Origin of the sequence: Terrilactibacillus tamarindi, from assembly GCF_009718825.1 — a bacterium.
GTDB classification, from domain to species: Bacteria; Bacillota; Bacilli; order Bacillales; family Sporolactobacillaceae; genus Terrilactibacillus; species Terrilactibacillus tamarindi.
Window position 1 is genome coordinate 18,489 of record NZ_WNHB01000017.1, and the last position, 14,553, is coordinate 33,041.

At 36.9% G+C, this 14,553-nt stretch carries 15 protein-coding genes; 4 read left to right on the forward strand and 11 right to left on the reverse strand.

Going from position 1 to position 14,553, the window contains the following annotated elements:
* Positions 1 to 278: 278 nt before the first annotated feature.
* From GMB86_RS10975 to GMB86_RS15550, 4 genes are all read right to left on the reverse strand, one after another.
* Positions 279 to 2,711 carry a DNA translocase FtsK gene (locus GMB86_RS10975; protein ID WP_155219787.1) on the reverse strand — a complete coding sequence of 811 codons (2,433 nt, stop codon included), beginning with the start codon at positions 2,709 to 2,711 and terminating at the stop codon, positions 279 to 281.
* A 146-nt stretch (positions 2,712 to 2,857) separates the two neighbouring features.
* Positions 2,858 to 3,466 (reverse strand): YtpR family tRNA-binding protein, encoded by a 609-nt coding sequence (gene ytpR / locus GMB86_RS10980; RefSeq protein ID WP_155219790.1) that lies wholly within the window; start codon positions 3,464 to 3,466, stop codon positions 2,858 to 2,860.
* A gap of 39 nt (positions 3,467 to 3,505) precedes the next feature.
* A complete protein-coding gene (locus tag GMB86_RS10985; RefSeq protein WP_155219793.1) occupies positions 3,506 to 4,312 on the reverse strand; it encodes a DUF1444 family protein in 807 nt (268 codons plus the stop codon).
* 76 nt (positions 4,313 to 4,388) lie between these two features.
* Positions 4,389 to 4,541, reverse strand: coding sequence for a hypothetical protein (locus GMB86_RS15550; RefSeq protein WP_196220200.1), 153 nt, complete (start codon positions 4,539 to 4,541; stop codon positions 4,389 to 4,391).
* A gap of 383 nt (positions 4,542 to 4,924) precedes the next feature.
* On the opposite strand from GMB86_RS15550, the gene GMB86_RS10990 reads away from it, so the two are divergent.
* Positions 4,925 to 6,991, forward strand: a complete 2,067-nt coding sequence (locus GMB86_RS10990; RefSeq protein WP_196220201.1) for a methyl-accepting chemotaxis protein — start codon at positions 4,925 to 4,927, stop codon at positions 6,989 to 6,991.
* Positions 6,992 to 7,047: 56 nt separating this feature from the next.
* On the opposite strand, the gene GMB86_RS10995 is transcribed toward GMB86_RS10990, so the two are convergent.
* Together GMB86_RS10995 and GMB86_RS11000 are read right to left on the reverse strand one after the other, a co-directional pair.
* Complete coding sequence (locus GMB86_RS10995; protein ID WP_155219798.1) at positions 7,048 to 7,566, reverse strand: DUF84 family protein; 519 nt, start codon at positions 7,564 to 7,566, stop codon at positions 7,048 to 7,050.
* Positions 7,567 to 7,583: 17 nt separating this feature from the next.
* Positions 7,584 to 8,663: a M42 family metallopeptidase gene (locus GMB86_RS11000; RefSeq protein ID WP_155219801.1), complete on the reverse strand. Its 1,080-nt coding sequence runs from the start codon at positions 8,661 to 8,663 to the stop codon at positions 7,584 to 7,586.
* Between the two features lie 228 nt (positions 8,664 to 8,891).
* On the opposite strand from GMB86_RS11000, the gene GMB86_RS11005 reads away from it, so the two are divergent.
* Entirely contained in the window at positions 8,892 to 9,200 is a 309-nt protein-coding gene (locus GMB86_RS11005) for a PepSY domain-containing protein (RefSeq protein WP_155219804.1), read from the forward strand.
* 64 nt (positions 9,201 to 9,264) lie between these two features.
* Here GMB86_RS11005 and trmB read toward each other — a convergent pair whose 3' ends face one another.
* On the reverse strand, positions 9,265 to 9,909 hold the full coding sequence (gene trmB / locus GMB86_RS11010; protein WP_155219807.1) for a tRNA (guanosine(46)-N7)-methyltransferase TrmB: 645 nt from the start codon (positions 9,907 to 9,909) through the stop codon (positions 9,265 to 9,267).
* Between the two features lie 170 nt (positions 9,910 to 10,079).
* Here trmB and GMB86_RS11015 point away from each other — a divergent pair, with 170 nt between their 5' ends.
* Positions 10,080 to 10,349 (forward strand): YtzH-like family protein, encoded by a 270-nt coding sequence (locus tag GMB86_RS11015; protein WP_196220202.1) that lies wholly within the window; start codon positions 10,080 to 10,082, stop codon positions 10,347 to 10,349.
* On the opposite strand, the gene GMB86_RS11020 is transcribed toward GMB86_RS11015, so the two are convergent.
* From GMB86_RS11020 to thpR, 3 genes are all read right to left on the reverse strand, one after another.
* Positions 10,342 to 11,139 (reverse strand): phosphotransferase family protein, encoded by a 798-nt coding sequence (locus tag GMB86_RS11020; RefSeq protein ID WP_155219813.1) that lies wholly within the window; start codon positions 11,137 to 11,139, stop codon positions 10,342 to 10,344. The genes GMB86_RS11015 and GMB86_RS11020 overlap by 8 nt on opposite strands.
* Positions 11,140 to 11,405: 266 nt before the next feature.
* Entirely contained in the window at positions 11,406 to 12,197 is a 792-nt protein-coding gene (locus GMB86_RS11025; protein ID WP_155219816.1) for a nuclease-related domain-containing protein, read from the reverse strand.
* Between the two features lie 87 nt (positions 12,198 to 12,284).
* Positions 12,285 to 12,839: an RNA 2',3'-cyclic phosphodiesterase gene (gene thpR, locus GMB86_RS11030; protein ID WP_155219818.1), complete on the reverse strand. Its 555-nt coding sequence runs from the start codon at positions 12,837 to 12,839 to the stop codon at positions 12,285 to 12,287.
* Between the two features lie 232 nt (positions 12,840 to 13,071).
* Here thpR and cysK point away from each other — a divergent pair, with 232 nt between their 5' ends.
* A complete protein-coding gene (gene cysK, locus GMB86_RS11035; RefSeq protein WP_155219821.1) occupies positions 13,072 to 13,998 on the forward strand; it encodes a cysteine synthase A in 927 nt (308 codons plus the stop codon).
* Between the two features lie 170 nt (positions 13,999 to 14,168).
* Here the strand turns inward: cysK and GMB86_RS11040 are convergent, their stop codons facing one another.
* Complete coding sequence (locus GMB86_RS11040) at positions 14,169 to 14,387, reverse strand: DeoR family transcriptional regulator (RefSeq protein ID WP_141190197.1); 219 nt, start codon at positions 14,385 to 14,387, stop codon at positions 14,169 to 14,171.
* Positions 14,388 to 14,553 lie beyond the last annotated feature (166 nt).

Sequence of the window (14,553 nt, forward strand, 5' to 3'; positions counted from 1 at the left end):
TACATGACTCGCCATTTATTTTAACCTTAAATAACCTTATTGTAAAAAAAATATACTTCAGTTTATTGATTCTCTAGAAGATAAAGTGCAGTTATCCCCCACCTAGGGATGCTCGGTTACACTCATTACCTTGAGGTGGGAGTCAAGACTCGCCGTAAATAGGGGGTAAATAGAGTTTCTCATAACCACTTGTTTAAGCCGGTCCTAAGCCCTACACTAATCCAACATATTTAGAGGATTGAAGCTATAGCCGTGCTAGTCATAGCTTCAATCCTGGTTTAATACACTTTGTCTTGGTTTATTATTTGATCTTCAAATTCTTCTTTAGAAACTAAAACTTGACGTGGCTTGCTTCCATTGGCTTCTGAAACAATCCCCATCGCTTGTAAATCATCAATTAGACGAGCAGCCCTATTATAGCCTATACGAAAACGCCGTTGAAGACTTGAAACAGAAGCTTGTCCTTGGTCAATCACAAAGTATCCTGCTTCATCAAATAGTTCGTCGTCCATGTCAGCATTGTCGTGCAAGACACCTTTGAAATCTTCCTTGTCAAATAAGTAAGGTGGGGATTCCATTTGATCAAACTGTGCCGAGATACGGCTAATTTCTTCATCAGATACGAAGCAACCTTGCAAGCGTTTAATATCTCTTGCTCCGTTTTCAATAAACAGCATATCGCCTTGCCCGAGTAACCTTTCTGCACCAGATGAATCCAAAATGGTACGGGAATCCACTTGAGAAGAAACACTAAATGCGATCCGTGTTGGAATATTTGATTTTATAAGTCCTGTTATGACGTCCACCGATGGTCGTTGAGTAGCTAAGAGAAGATGAATACCCGCTGCTCTTGCTTTTTGTGCAATACGACAGATGGCCTCTTCAACATCTTGAGGTGACACCATCATTAAATCCGCTAATTCATCAATAATAATGACGATATAGGGCATAATTTCCCCTTCTTGTTGCCCATTTTCAATACACTCATTATACCGTTTGATATCTCGGACACCCATTTTCGCAAAATATTGATACCTTTTTTCCATTTCTTCCACGGCCCATTTTAAGGAGAGCGAAGCTTCTTTTGGTTCCGTAATAACGGGCGTTGCGAGATGGGGTAATTCTCTATATGCTGCAAGTTCAACGACCTTTGGATCAATTAAAATTAATCTCAGACGTTCTGGTGATGTTTTATATATCAAGCTTAGAATTAATGAATGAATACACACACTTTTACCAGAACCAGTTGCTCCGGCTATAAGACCATGCGGCATTTTGGCTAGATCCGTTATTACTTGTTGTCCTGAAATATCTTGTCCCAAGATAGCCGGTAAAGCGGCTGATTGATCTTTGAATGCTTCAGAATGAAGTAAGTCTTTTAAATAGACAGGTTTGCGTTCATCATTTGGTATCTCAATACCAACCGTGCTTTTTCCGATGACAGGCGCAATACGTATCTGCTCTGCCGCCATACTTAATTTTATATCTTCTGTTAAATTCATAATTTTATTTACCTTTACACCAGGATGAAGATGAATTTCAAACCGTGTAACAGCAGGCCCTTGTGTATAATCCACGATATCGGCATTCACGTGAAAGTTATCGAGTGCTTCTTTTAGGATTGCTCGCTTCTCTTCTATCCACACGGAATCACTTTCCTTTGATTCAGGAGGATCATCAAGTACATCTAAGGAGATCTGAAAGTCTTTCTGTTCAAGGCTTTTGATCTTTTTAGGTTGTTCGTGATTGTTTTTATGATTTTTTTTATCCGTACGAAACATCAAAACATTAAAAGGAACTTTTGAACCTCTCCGACCTTGCCGATGTGGTGAGACTTTAAATTCCCGCTTCACCGGTGTCTCATCTTTTTCCATTGTATTTTCCTGATTCTGTACATCGGCATCAGACTTTTTTACATTGTTGTCCTTTGAATCATATTGTTCAGAATGCAAGTCAGTCTTCACTTTTTTAGGCCTATTCTCAGGAAAATCATCCAAGCCTTCTTTTGTATCAGATGTCATAAAGTCAATATTTTTCTCTTCATTTTTCTCTTCTTTTTGAGAACGCTTAAATGGTATAGAATGGACATCTTTTTGAAGATTTGTCTTTGAATCTACATTTTCTATTAATTTATTTTCTTTTCGTTGATAGGCTGGTTGATTTAATTTTTTTTCATTTACTTGTTGTTTATCTTTTGTGTTTAGTGAACTGACCGTCAAATTGTTCGCTTCTTGAGTCACCTTTTGATCATTTTTAGCCATTTCGTTTACATTTCCCATTTGACGATAAAAATGCTCCGGTGTTTTTTTATATCCGTAGACAGGTGAGATAATTTCAGTCGGTTTAAACCGACTTTTCTTAGGTGATTGAGATGTCTCTTGAGATTCTTGATTTTTCGCCCATTTGTCGTCAGATTTGCGAGAAGCCTTTCTATGGTGAGCAGGGTGCTCGCTTGCTGATTCATAGTGATCATGATTAGGAATGGGAGTGTCCTTAAATGATTGTCTAGAATTCGGGGTGACATCTTTGCTAGTTGAATTTGGATATTGATGTAGCATTCTTACATGAATTTGTCGATTTGTATCTTCAAAGCGGCCAACGATCGGGTTGTGTGATGACTGATAGGTGTTATCATCCTGATTTTGTTTTTGATGAAGAAATTCCTCTTCATCATCTAGATGAAATAAACGTTTCCACCAATTTGATCCCATTCCTCTCACTCCTTCCATTTATTGATTGAACCATTTTTCAAATACAAAGGTCGATACCCCTTGTCATAACCAAACATCTTATTTTTTCGTGTGTGTATTAAAAATCACTAGTTATTTAACTAGTGATTTTATTTACATACATCGGCTTATTTACCAAAAAAATCTTCCCCAACGGTTTTGGAATCATCTAAAACAAGAATCCCCTTTTTTTGAGGTGCATGAGGTAAATCCAACTCCCTAGCAGAACAAATCATACCCGAGGAGGCAACACCTCTTAATTGTGCATCTTTAATGATCATACCACTTGGCATGACCGCTCCAACACGTGCGACAACCACATGTTGATCTTCTTCAACATTGGGTGCTCCACAAACAATTTGCAGGGTTTCACTACCAATATCTACTTGACAGACACTCAATTTATCCGCATTAGGATGCTTTTCTTTAGAAATAACCTTTCCAACAACAAAGTTAGGTCGATCATCAAAGGTTAATACATCAGCAAATCCTGCGTTTTTAATGACTTTATTGACCTCGTCAACGAGATTTTTGCTTAGATCGACTTGTCCAGTTGCATCTATATCGATCCGTTCAGATATCTGAAAGAGATTAAAGCCAAGTGTTTCCCCTGTCTCAGGGTTTAAAAGTTTAACCACGCTTTCCTTTTTTTCAACCTGAATGGGCCCTGCGTTCCCTATGACTGCTTGTACTATTAGGACATCTCCAATGCCCTCTTTATTGTAAAATATATTCATCTTCTTGCTTCCTCCAACCTTTCAATCCGTACTAATTCATCAATCTTCTTCGTCAACTGGACGATTTTTGGCTAAAATGAATATTGGATTCAATTTCCCTTTTTCATAGATAAACGGTAACGCCGTTATTGGAATATTACCGTTAGTGAAAAATTGCATCGTCATCTGAGCTAAGACATCATATCCCCTTTTATTCACAATGTCAGCAAAAATTAAAACATCTTGATGAGGGATACTAACAGCCAGATCTCCTTTTGATTTAGCCGCCATGTCATCTAATAAGGTCCGATTTAATATACGACTGGCATCATAACCATCGTTATGATTAATAAACGTAAATACGTTATCCGCAACATGGTCTTCCTTCATTTCTACTGATAAGGAACGTAGGTTAAATTCAGCCATCTCAAATAAAGAATCTTCCAAAACACCCTCACTCTTCATAAACTCACGATCAATGAGGCGATAAGAATGACCTAAATCTAAAGCGTAATAGATACGTGTTTCAGCTGTGTGCTCCTTATAAAGTAACGTCTTCCCATCTGATGTTTCCGTTGGAAATGAAGTAGATCGCATGACAGGAAAAATATGTTTTTCCATTCCTGCGAGTCGTTGAGATGTATTCATTACTCGGAGTGCATGGTCAACGTAATAGACGATTTGATCTAAGAGCTTATCCTTTTCTGCTTCATAGCGACCGGAAAGTCCAGAAAGTTCAAGTGTAATCCCCTTCTTAGACTGACTATTTTCAATTCGTAATGTCTCTTTTTCACGATCATAAATCATTGTTCTGTCTGGTGCCTGTAGTCGATTTTCCAGCAGACGTTTAAGTTTTTTACTTTCCATTTTAACACTTCCTCTGCATCTGCATGACATCATTTTACCATGTTCTTGGAATATTTATAAGAGGTAGTTCAAAAAGCTACCAAATGATAAGCTGCGAATCTCGGCGTTGGCTTGTTTTTTCGGTCCTCATGTAGTAAAAACCTACATTCCGGTCCTCAAAACGGCACCGCCTTGACCTTCTTGCTTCTAATTTTTCACCTTTTTGAACACTATTATAGAGGTAGTTCAAATAGCCACCAAATGATAAGCTGCGAATCTCGGGCGCCCGTCAAGAGGATCTTCAACTAAAGTCGCTCACGTCCTGTGGCTGGCGTTAAGTCATCACATCCTGTGGAATGCCGGTCCTCATGTAGTAACACAAGATGATCTTCAACTAAAATCGCTCACGTCCAGTGGCTGGCGTTAAGCTACCACATCCTGTGGAATGCCGGTCCTCAAAACGGCGCCGCCTTGATCCTCTAGCCTCTAGTTTGTCACCTTTTTGAACACGCAATGTAAGGAATCACTAAAGAATCTCGTTGATTGGACGATATAATATAAATAGCGTTAAGGCGACTAAAGATGCCTCATAACATAGATATACGTTATAGAAATATATTTAGGAGGGTTATCATGGATTGGTCAATAAAAAGGAAAATAAAGACGATGCTTTTCATGGGCATTATTGGCATCATTCTCTTAACATTATTTACTTGCCTTACCTTTGTTAATAGTAAATGGACAAATGGTAAAGTAAATGCGATTCATCAGGATGCTAACTTAGCAGAAAGTATTCATACAAAAATTGAAAAAGCTCGCACCTTAGAACAGATGTATTTAGCTGAACCGAAAAAAGAATATGTGGATCAACTAAATAAACTGCTTAAAGGGATTAAGAAAGATACAAAGTCATTTTCTTATCAAACAGATGTCGTTAAAAAATCAACTAAAGAAATAAATGGCCAAGTTAAAGTCTATCAAGAAAGCCTTAACCAGGTCGTTTCCATTACGGAGTTAATCGGTTACACTGAAAATGAAGGCCTACATAAGCAATTCTTCGAGACAGAAAAAAAATTGGACGCCATGATTCATGATACCAACAATAATGAACTGATTAAAAAATACTTGCAACTAAAGTTACAAGAGAAAACGTATTTCGATAACCCTACAGCAAAAGGTTTTAATGAAATTTCAAACGATCTAAATGATTTTAACCTATATGCTACAACCGTTTTTTCTGACAAAAACCAAAATGACTTTAGTTCAACATTAATTAAATATAAAAGCATTAATGACTCGATTAATTCATCCTATCAGTTATCCGATTCACTTAAAAAGCAGTTTGCATCTGCAAGCAGCCATATTGAAAAAAGTGTGGCCAAAGTCGTGAACTCTTTAAACCAACAAAACCAAATTATTAATCACCAACAAACAACGATTGGTCTTATTTTCTTTATTATTGCCCTTCTTTTAAGCATAGCCATGGCTGTAGTTCTTTACTGGTTTGGAAGACGTTTATCAATTAGTATTTCTGATTCCCTTCATGAACTAACAAAAGGTGCTACTGAAATTGGAGAAGGACATCTAAATTACCGTGTTCCTATCACTACACATGACGAACTAGGTCAATTTGCTGAATCATTTAATAAAATGACGGAGCGTATGGAAAAAACGATTCAGAAGGTCTTTAATTCGACAAATACATTAACCCAATCATCAGAGAACTTAGCAGCAGCTTCAGAAGAAACTGTGGCTCAAGTGACCGAAGTTAATGAAGCCATTCAGCAAGTAGCTGCAGGTGCTCAAAATCAAGCTGATCATTTAGACCAAAGTATGAATTTACTGTCTAATGTCACTCGAGCAATTGATGAAAGCAAGGCTTTCAGTCAACAAATCCTTCAGAAGACCAAAGAAACAGAAAAAACAAGTCAAGAAGGCATCACAACTGTTTCACATCTTGAAACGAGCGCGAATGAATTTTTAAAAGGTATTTCATCCCTCATTCATGAAATTAAAGATGTCGCTACACAATCCGAGAATATCAAACATATCCTAAAAACAATAAAAAGCATATCAGACAACACGAATTTACTCGCATTAAATGCGGCCATTGAATCTGCACGTGCCGGAGAAGCAGGAAAAGGATTTGCTGTCGTCTCGAAAGAAATCCGTAAATTAGCTGAGAGATCTAAGAAAGAAACAAATCAAATTAACGAAGATATATCGAATATTATTACTCGATTGATTCATTTAACAACAAGGGCAGAAACTCTCAATCAGTTTTCCGAAGAACAGAAAGATAATGTGGCTATGACCAAAGGCTCATTTAACCGTATTACTGATAAAATCTCATCTATAAACACTATGATGGATAATATTAACCGTAAAGTGACTCACGTGAAAGATGCTAATCAAAATCTAGTGATGAAATTAGAAGACATTAGCGCTATCTCAGAAGAAACAGCAGCTAGTACAGAAGAAGTTTCAGCAGCGAGTGAAAATCAAAAATCGGCGATTGGAACAGTTACACAAGCTGCGACTGATCTTCAAGTTATTGCTATTGATCTAGAAAATGAAGTCTTAAAATTCACTTTTGACACTCTAGACTCTGAAAAGGACTTTGATTCAACACCCCTTGTTGAACCAAATAATAAAAATGTAGATGAGCCAGAGAAAATTGAACAATTTTCTCAGCAGTAATTAATTAATTTAAAATGCCTTCATCAGAATATAATCTGATGAAGGCATTTTTCACTCTATTTATGATGATAAAAACAATATTGTCCATACAATAACAAAAGAACATGAAAAAACATGTCACTTCGATTCAGTCTTCCATTTGTCAATATACCAATCGTTCCCGCGCCTTTTCTTACATTGTGTTTCTTTGAAAATTCATCAATCAAATCCCCAAGTTCATGGCCTTGTCGAATCCCGTCAGCCAAAATTGTAGGTAGAACAATTTTGGCCCCACTTGCAGTGAAAAGGTGTCCTTGCCGATCAACCAATGCCCCCCAATTGCATAAATACAACTCGCCATGATGTTCTGTTACTCCCCCCTCAAGTCCAATAGAAATATCAGACCTTGAGATTTCGAGTGCAGATTTGGCACGATGAATGGCCCCTTTTCGGGTTTCCTCATCAGACAAAGGCTGGGCTCTTACACCTGAGGTCGTTTCAATGCTTTGACAGGTTGCTTCTAATTTTTCAAATTGAATGAGGGATTCGACAGCCTTCAATTTGGCTGGATTGGTTGTTCCTATACTAATCAGCATTCGAGTCAGCTCTCCATTTAAACATTTTCATGAATGGTGTCTAGTGTCGTTTGGTCAGTCGTCTTTACAAGCTCAATAAGTAGTGATTTAGCGGCTGCATAGTCATCGACATGTATGATTGATGACGATGTATGGACATAACGTGCGCAGATGCCAATGACGGCAGAAGGAATCCCATTCTGATTCATATGTACCCGGCCAGCATCCGTTCCCCCAGGCGAAACAAAATATTGATAGGGAATATTGTGGGTTTCTGCCGTGTCTAAAATAAATTCCCTCATCCCTCGATGCATGACCATCGTCCGATCTAATATCCGGAGCAGGACACCTTTCCCCAATTGACCAAAAGCAGATTTATCCCCACTTGTATCATTGGCAGGAGACGCATCAAGTGCATAGAAGATATCCGGGGATATCATATTCGAGGCAGTCTGTGCTCCTCTCAATCCAACCTCCTCTTGAACCGTTGCACCAGAATATAATTGATTAGGAAGAGAATAACCTTCTTTATAAATCTCCTTTAACAATTCAATAGCTAGACCACATCCATAACGATTATCCCAAGCCTTAGCTAATATCTTTTTCTCGTTTGCCATTGGAGTGAATGGACAGATGGGAAGTATCGCTTGTCCAGGCTTTACGCCTAAACGTTTAACATCCTCTTGGTCATCTGCACCGATGTCAATAAGCATATTTTTTATAGCCATCGGTTTCTTACGTGTTTCGTCATCTAGGAGGTGGGGTGGGACAGAAGCAACGACACCTGTTATAGGACCATTATCTGACATGATATGGACACGTTGAGCAAGTAAAACCTGCTCCCACCATCCTCCAAGTGGTTGGAATCTTAGCATCCCATTTTCAGTAATTTGAGTCACCATGAATCCGACCTCATCCATGTGTCCGGCTACCATCACTTTTGGTCCATTACTCGTCCCTTTTTTTACACCAAAAATACTTCCAAGACCATCCTGAACTATGCTATCCGAATATTTCGTTAATTGTTCCTTCATGAATTTTCTAACATCACGTTCAAAACCGGAAGCTCCATTTAATTCTGTTAGTACCTTGAACAATTCTTGAGTATTATTTTCCATTATTGTGACACAGGCATCATACTGATGTCGTGAGTCTTCACTTCCTTCCTTATAATCTTCTTCTTATCTTACCGAATAATATGAAACCAATCCAATTTTTAGATAAAATCCTTGGATTTTGATAGCTAATAAAGGCATAATAAGTAAAGATGATATGATGAATATCGATTATTCGAAGATATTGATATACTATATTCTATATTAAGATATTTTTAGGAGGGATAAATAATGAAATGGAAACCCCTCATTTTAGGTTTCGTGGTGGGAATGACAAGTCAACTTGTGTATCAAAAACGAAAAGAAAAACAATTACTTACGCCTGAAAAAGCACTTCAATCAGTTAAAAAATCGGTTAAATCCGATCTAGATGTTAATAATGGATGGATTTATCTCACACCGACGGACATGAAACGTTATGGCATTTCTTACAATGTCTATCAAGGTGGTGTAACGGCAAATCAAGGTAACGAAAAAAAACATTATGATTTTATTGTTGATGCTCAAACAGGAACATTACTCGAACTTCAATCACAGTGAATGATGCATTTAAATAGGCTAAGAAGCTCCTTAAGAGAGGTGCTTCTTAGCCTTGTATCATTCTTTATTCACTAAAACAGGCTTCGCAACGGTATATTCGATGCCCTTGGCTTGAAAACTTTTCTTCATATTCCGTCATGACGTTCTCTTCTTTGTAATGAGATTGATGCAGATTCAGACTAACATTTTGTAAATATAAGCCATATTTTGAGAAGCTTTCAAGAGAATATTCAAATAAACCTTGATTATCCGTTTTTAAACAGATCCGGCCTTTACTGTTTAAAACATATTCATATTGAGCCAAAAATGAGCGATAGGTCAAGCGTCTTTTCTCATGTCGATTCTTAGGCCAAGGATCTGAAAAATTCAAATAAATCGCCGCAACCTCATTTTCGGAGAAGAAATCTGTTAGTTCATTCGCATCCCCATTAATTAAACGTACATTTTTCAATTGACTGTTTATGCATTTATCTAATGCTGAGACAATGACACTTTCATGTATTTCTATCCCAACAAAATTAATATCCGGATTCTGTTTAGCCATATTTGTAATAAATTGACCTTTCCCTGTTCCAATCTCAACATGAATTGGGCATGCACTTTTGAATATGGATTGCCATTCTCCAATATGAGACTTTGGATCCGTGACGACAAACTCTGGATGATTTAATAATTTATCTTTTGCCCAAGGCTTATGACGCACTCTCATGACTCATGGCTCCTTTACATCCTAATTATAACTTTGTACATTCGATTTTAGACTATCGAAAAGAAAAAAGGAATAGTTTTATCTAAGGGATTTACCAACAACTAACTATTTTCCTTATTCATAAAAAAACCCCATCCGGATATCCTATTGAGGAAAGGATGTGGGCAATCATGGTTTTATCACATAGTGATCAAAAACGTCTTATCGGTGACATTTTAAAAGCGCACCAACAAGATGGCGCTGCACGTTCATCAGAATATGAACAATTGTGTCGTAGTGCTGCATCATTGTTATCTCCCGAGTCTCAAGCAGGACTTGATGTAAATACCATACAAGCCATTCAATCATATGGTGAAAAAGGAATGCAACTCGAGAATTATGATGGTCACCTTGGTGATAATAAAGAAAATTTCCAAACGTGGATTGATTCACTCAGCTAAAATGAACAATAGAGTAATGATTCAATCGCCTTAAATCCTTCTCATAAAGGAGAGCTTCTTTCGTTTGGTGGTGATCTTGATGCCAAAACATAAATTGGATTGTCTGCGCAATCATATACCAATGCATACGCAGCCTAAGATGATGATCGAGTGACCATCCATAAAAGGAAAGCCATTTACTCCACTCGTTCTCATCAATATACCAATAAAGCAATAAGGCGACATCAAGAGCTGGATCAGCAATGACTGCCTGATCCCAATCCACCAGATAAAGGTGCTCTCCTTTTTCATCAATTAACCAATTATTATGATTAATATCTGAATGACAAACACTTTTTTGATCAAAGTCAATGTCATTTACATATTGATTCAAAAAATTTAACGCCTTATCAATACAATATTCATTATGACGTTGATCATTAGTATCTTTTAAATCATTTAATATATTTTTTGGTGATATAGGTTTTTTACCAAGTTTTGAAAAGGTAAGTAACAGGTGATCCGAAGAATGAATTTTTTTAAGTAACGTGGCAACTTTTTCCGATGACATTTCACTCGCACTTAGCTCACGCCCATTTAACCATTGTTGAGCCGTTAGAACATCGCCATTTGAAAGCCGTCTTGTCCACAAAAGTTTCGGAACAATATGTTCAGCAGACAGTGAAGCCAAAAACGGAGATGAATTACGTTTTATGAATAATTTATCTCGTGCCGATTCAGCCATATATGCTTCTCCTGTCATCCCACCAGCTGATGAAATGACCCAATTATCATTATCGAAAAATTGCATCAAAATGGTCACCCTTCAAACAAATAATCATACATATTTCATAACATAAACATAAGCATACCACGATTTTAGATTAAAGAAAAATACTTTTTACAAATTGAGGCTTTAAAAAATTTTTACGTCTATTAGTACATTTTCAAAAAGGCGACAAATCCATTCCACAGGATGTTGTAGCTTTAGGCACCAGCCACAGGACATGAGGGATTTTAGTTGAAGATCCACTTGTTTTTACTACATGATTCGCAGCTTATCATTTGGTGGTTTTTTTAGTCACGTTTAATGGCCGTGGTAGCCATCTTAGATAATAAACGATTTGTTGTAATAATTTGTAGGGATTTCAACGTAGATGAATGACGACCTATCTTTTCGGATAGTTGATTCTTATCCCGAGAATCGCAAATTTCTATATCCGTATCATGATGTACAAATTCAACATAACTATTTGGAGCAAAAATTAAAAATTTTATAGGCATTGATAAGTTTTGAGTTTGTAAAAATGTTCGTAATGCCGTCTTCGTCCTTTTTAGCGATATAAATGGATTTATAAATTGAGGAGATTCCTCTCTTTTCATCTCTCGCCATAACCGATTATTTATTTCTTGAAAGACACTGCTGTCTTCACCTATTAATGGCTTCACGCACCATAACGTGTCATTCGTTATGATAAGCGAATCTAATTGCAACGTTGTTTGTTTCATTAATAGCACTGGTTTGTAAAGTATAAACGTCACATCATTTAATTTCGAAAGACAGAACTGAAGCCATGTCACACGACTTAAATCCTCATGATTTTCAGAATAAAAATGAGCTGTAGATGTCGCCCAAATAAGTTGTTGATCAAATAACCATTTATAATAGGCAGATTTTAATTGTTCTATATTCGAAATAGAACTAAATCGTTTAGCCAGTCGTACAGAACGGTCGTCCTGAGGCTTTTCAAATTGGTCTCTCCACTGTAACCATCTTCTCTGTTTCAATGTAATAAATCGATTGGCGTAGCGTTGTAAATCACCTTCATACCTTGAAATACACTCATTTACCTTAATAAGTTGAGCCATGTTAATCTCTTCCCCCAGACACATTCACTATTCTCATAATCGTCTGCTTCCCCTTAATTTACACATTAGAGCATTTAACCACTTAAATTATCCTAAAGGCCATATTTCAATCGGATTGTACTTTGGAGCCTTATTTAGCTCAATTCGAAACAACATGAATTCGTTACAACTCCATGAAACAGGTTTTGGTTCAGTCCATTGTAAAATCTCATTTAAAGACCCACTTTTTGGTCCAACCCATCTCTTAGTGAGTGTAATATGTGGATGGTACGGCCTAGACTCGACTTTAAACCCACAAGAACGAACACTATTATCTATCTTTCTTTTTAATGCAGAAAGTGGTTCATTTTTTTCAATATCTCCATATAGCACACGTGGATGCTCAGGATGTCCAAATCCCCCTATACCTTCTAGTTTTATCATGAAAGGGTTGATGGCTATCTTTTCCTTATTTATTATATCAATAAGCGTATGAATGGTCTTCTCATCACTTGCACCTAAAAAGGCTAGAGTGATATGAAAATCTTCACTATGAGTCCATTGTTTATAATCAATATGTTGTTTTAAACTTTCGGACCGTCTTGAAAGTTCTTTTCTTACGTCCTCCGGAACTTTGATCCCTATAAAATAATGAGAATCCAAATTAAAGCACCCCTATTCACGTTGAAATCAATTTAAGGCATATGGTTAGTTTAGCACGATTAGAGTCAATTATTCCGATTAAACTAGATGTTTCAAGGTTAGAGTGAACTATCAAAAAAGGCATAACATTCGTTTTAATTCTTTTTCCTGTTATTCCTATTATAATTCTTGGTATAATAATATGAGAGAAGACTAATCTATAGTTATCGTGTATAAGAAGGAAGTGTTGATTTTGAAAAAAGTTGTCGATCGAATTGATCAATTAATTGGAAATACGCCTCTTGTTAAGTTAAATCGCTTACCAGATAAAAAGGGCGCCCAAATTTACGCTAAATTAGAGTTTTTTAATCCTAGTAAAAGTTTGAAGGATAGGGCTGCCTTCAATATGATTCGGGTCGCTGAAAAAAACGGTCTCCTAAAAAAGGGGGCAACGATTATTGAACCAACGTCAGGTAATACAGGGATCGGTCTAGCTATGAACGCAACAGCACGAGGATACCGAGCAATGATTGTTATGCCAGATACGATGACCCAAGAGCGTATTAGTTTATTGAAAGCTTACGGAGCCGAAGTTATTTTAACTCCTGGAGATCAAAAAATGCCTGGGGCTATTAAGAAGGCTAAGGAACTGGCTGAAACCATTCCGAACAGTTTCTTACCTATGCAATTTGAAAATGTGGCTAATCCGGATGCTCACCGCAAGTCCACTGCTCTGGAAATCATTGAAGATGTTAAGACATTAAACAAGCCGTTTAAAGCCTTTGTTTCGACAGCCGGTTCGGGAGGTACAATCACAGGGACAGGTGAAACATTAAAAGAACATTTCCATGATCTATCTATTTTTTGCTGTGAACCAGCTGGATCTCCTGTTCTGTCTGGAGGAAAGCCCGGACGGCATAAATTAGTCGGAACGAGTCCAGGTTTCATCCCATCTATTTTAAATTTATCTATTATCGATGAAATTATTAAAATAACCGATGAAGAAGCCTACGAAACAACTAGACGATTGGCCCATGAAGAAGGAATTCTTGTTGGTCCTTCATCAGGTGCTTCTGTCTACACAGCGATGCAAGTAGCCAAACGATATACACCAGATGACATTGTTATATGTATGACTAACGATACAGGAGAACGCTATTTATCCGGTGACTTATTTTGAAAGCAAGTCTCTTCGTAAAATAAGAGATTAATTATTTAAGAATGATGATAATCCAAACAAGAAACGTTGACTTCATTTCATTTGTTTCTTGTTTGGCAAAATCATGATCTAAATGAAATAGAATGCATCAATTATTTATACACAAAAAAAGAGCGTGCAGCAATGGCAGCTCATGAAACTTTCACTTTCTTATTTGTTATTGTCCATCTTCCTCTACTAGGACTTTTCACTAAATTATTATACATAAGTATATTTAGATCCCTTTGAATCGTCCTTTGCGTGATGTCAAACTCTTCAACTAATTCCTGCGTTGTGACAGTACCTTTGTTTCGAATGAATAAATAAACAGCTTTTACACGGTTTAACATCCGATCAGTTGAAGGATTCAAATAACCACTCCCTAACGTTTTTTAAAGGATAACTTACAATAATAAGAATATTCAAAATGCAGCAGATTATTCTAATTCCTTTTCTTGAAGTGATTACGTTATGGTTACTGTGTTTAGTAAAAGCCAGAGTTGCAGTCAAAAGGAACTATGTTATCCTTCTATACCC

Bases quoted from the DNA above. Each gene is read 5' to 3' on its own strand.
- GMB86_RS10985 (WP_155219793.1), bottom strand. From the start codon at position 4,312: ATGGAAAGTAAAAAACTTAAACGTCTGCTGGAAAATCGACTACAGGCA.
- trmB (WP_155219807.1), bottom strand. From the start codon at position 9,909: ATGAGAGTGCGTCATAAGCCTTGGGCAAAAGATAAATTATTAAATCAT.
- GMB86_RS10975 (WP_155219787.1), bottom strand. From the start codon at position 2,711: ATGGGATCAAATTGGTGGAAACGTTTATTTCATCTAGATGATGAAGAG.
- GMB86_RS11020 (WP_155219813.1), bottom strand. From the start codon at position 11,139: ATGCAATTTTTCGATAATGATAATTGGGTCATTTCATCAGCTGGTGGG.
- GMB86_RS11005 (WP_155219804.1), top strand. From the start codon at position 8,892: ATGAAATGGAAACCCCTCATTTTAGGTTTCGTGGTGGGAATGACAAGT.
- GMB86_RS10995 (WP_155219798.1), bottom strand. From the start codon at position 7,566: ATGCTGATTAGTATAGGAACAACCAATCCAGCCAAATTGAAGGCTGTC.
- GMB86_RS10990 (WP_196220201.1), top strand. From the start codon at position 4,925: ATGGATTGGTCAATAAAAAGGAAAATAAAGACGATGCTTTTCATGGGC.
- GMB86_RS11000 (WP_155219801.1), bottom strand. From the start codon at position 8,663: ATGGAAAATAATACTCAAGAATTGTTCAAGGTACTAACAGAATTAAAT.
- GMB86_RS11025 (WP_155219816.1), bottom strand. From the start codon at position 12,197: ATGGCTCAACTTATTAAGGTAAATGAGTGTATTTCAAGGTATGAAGGT.
- ytpR (WP_155219790.1), bottom strand. From the start codon at position 3,466: ATGAATATATTTTACAATAAAGAGGGCATTGGAGATGTCCTAATAGTA.
- GMB86_RS11015 (WP_196220202.1), top strand. From the start codon at position 10,080: ATGGTTTTATCACATAGTGATCAAAAACGTCTTATCGGTGACATTTTA.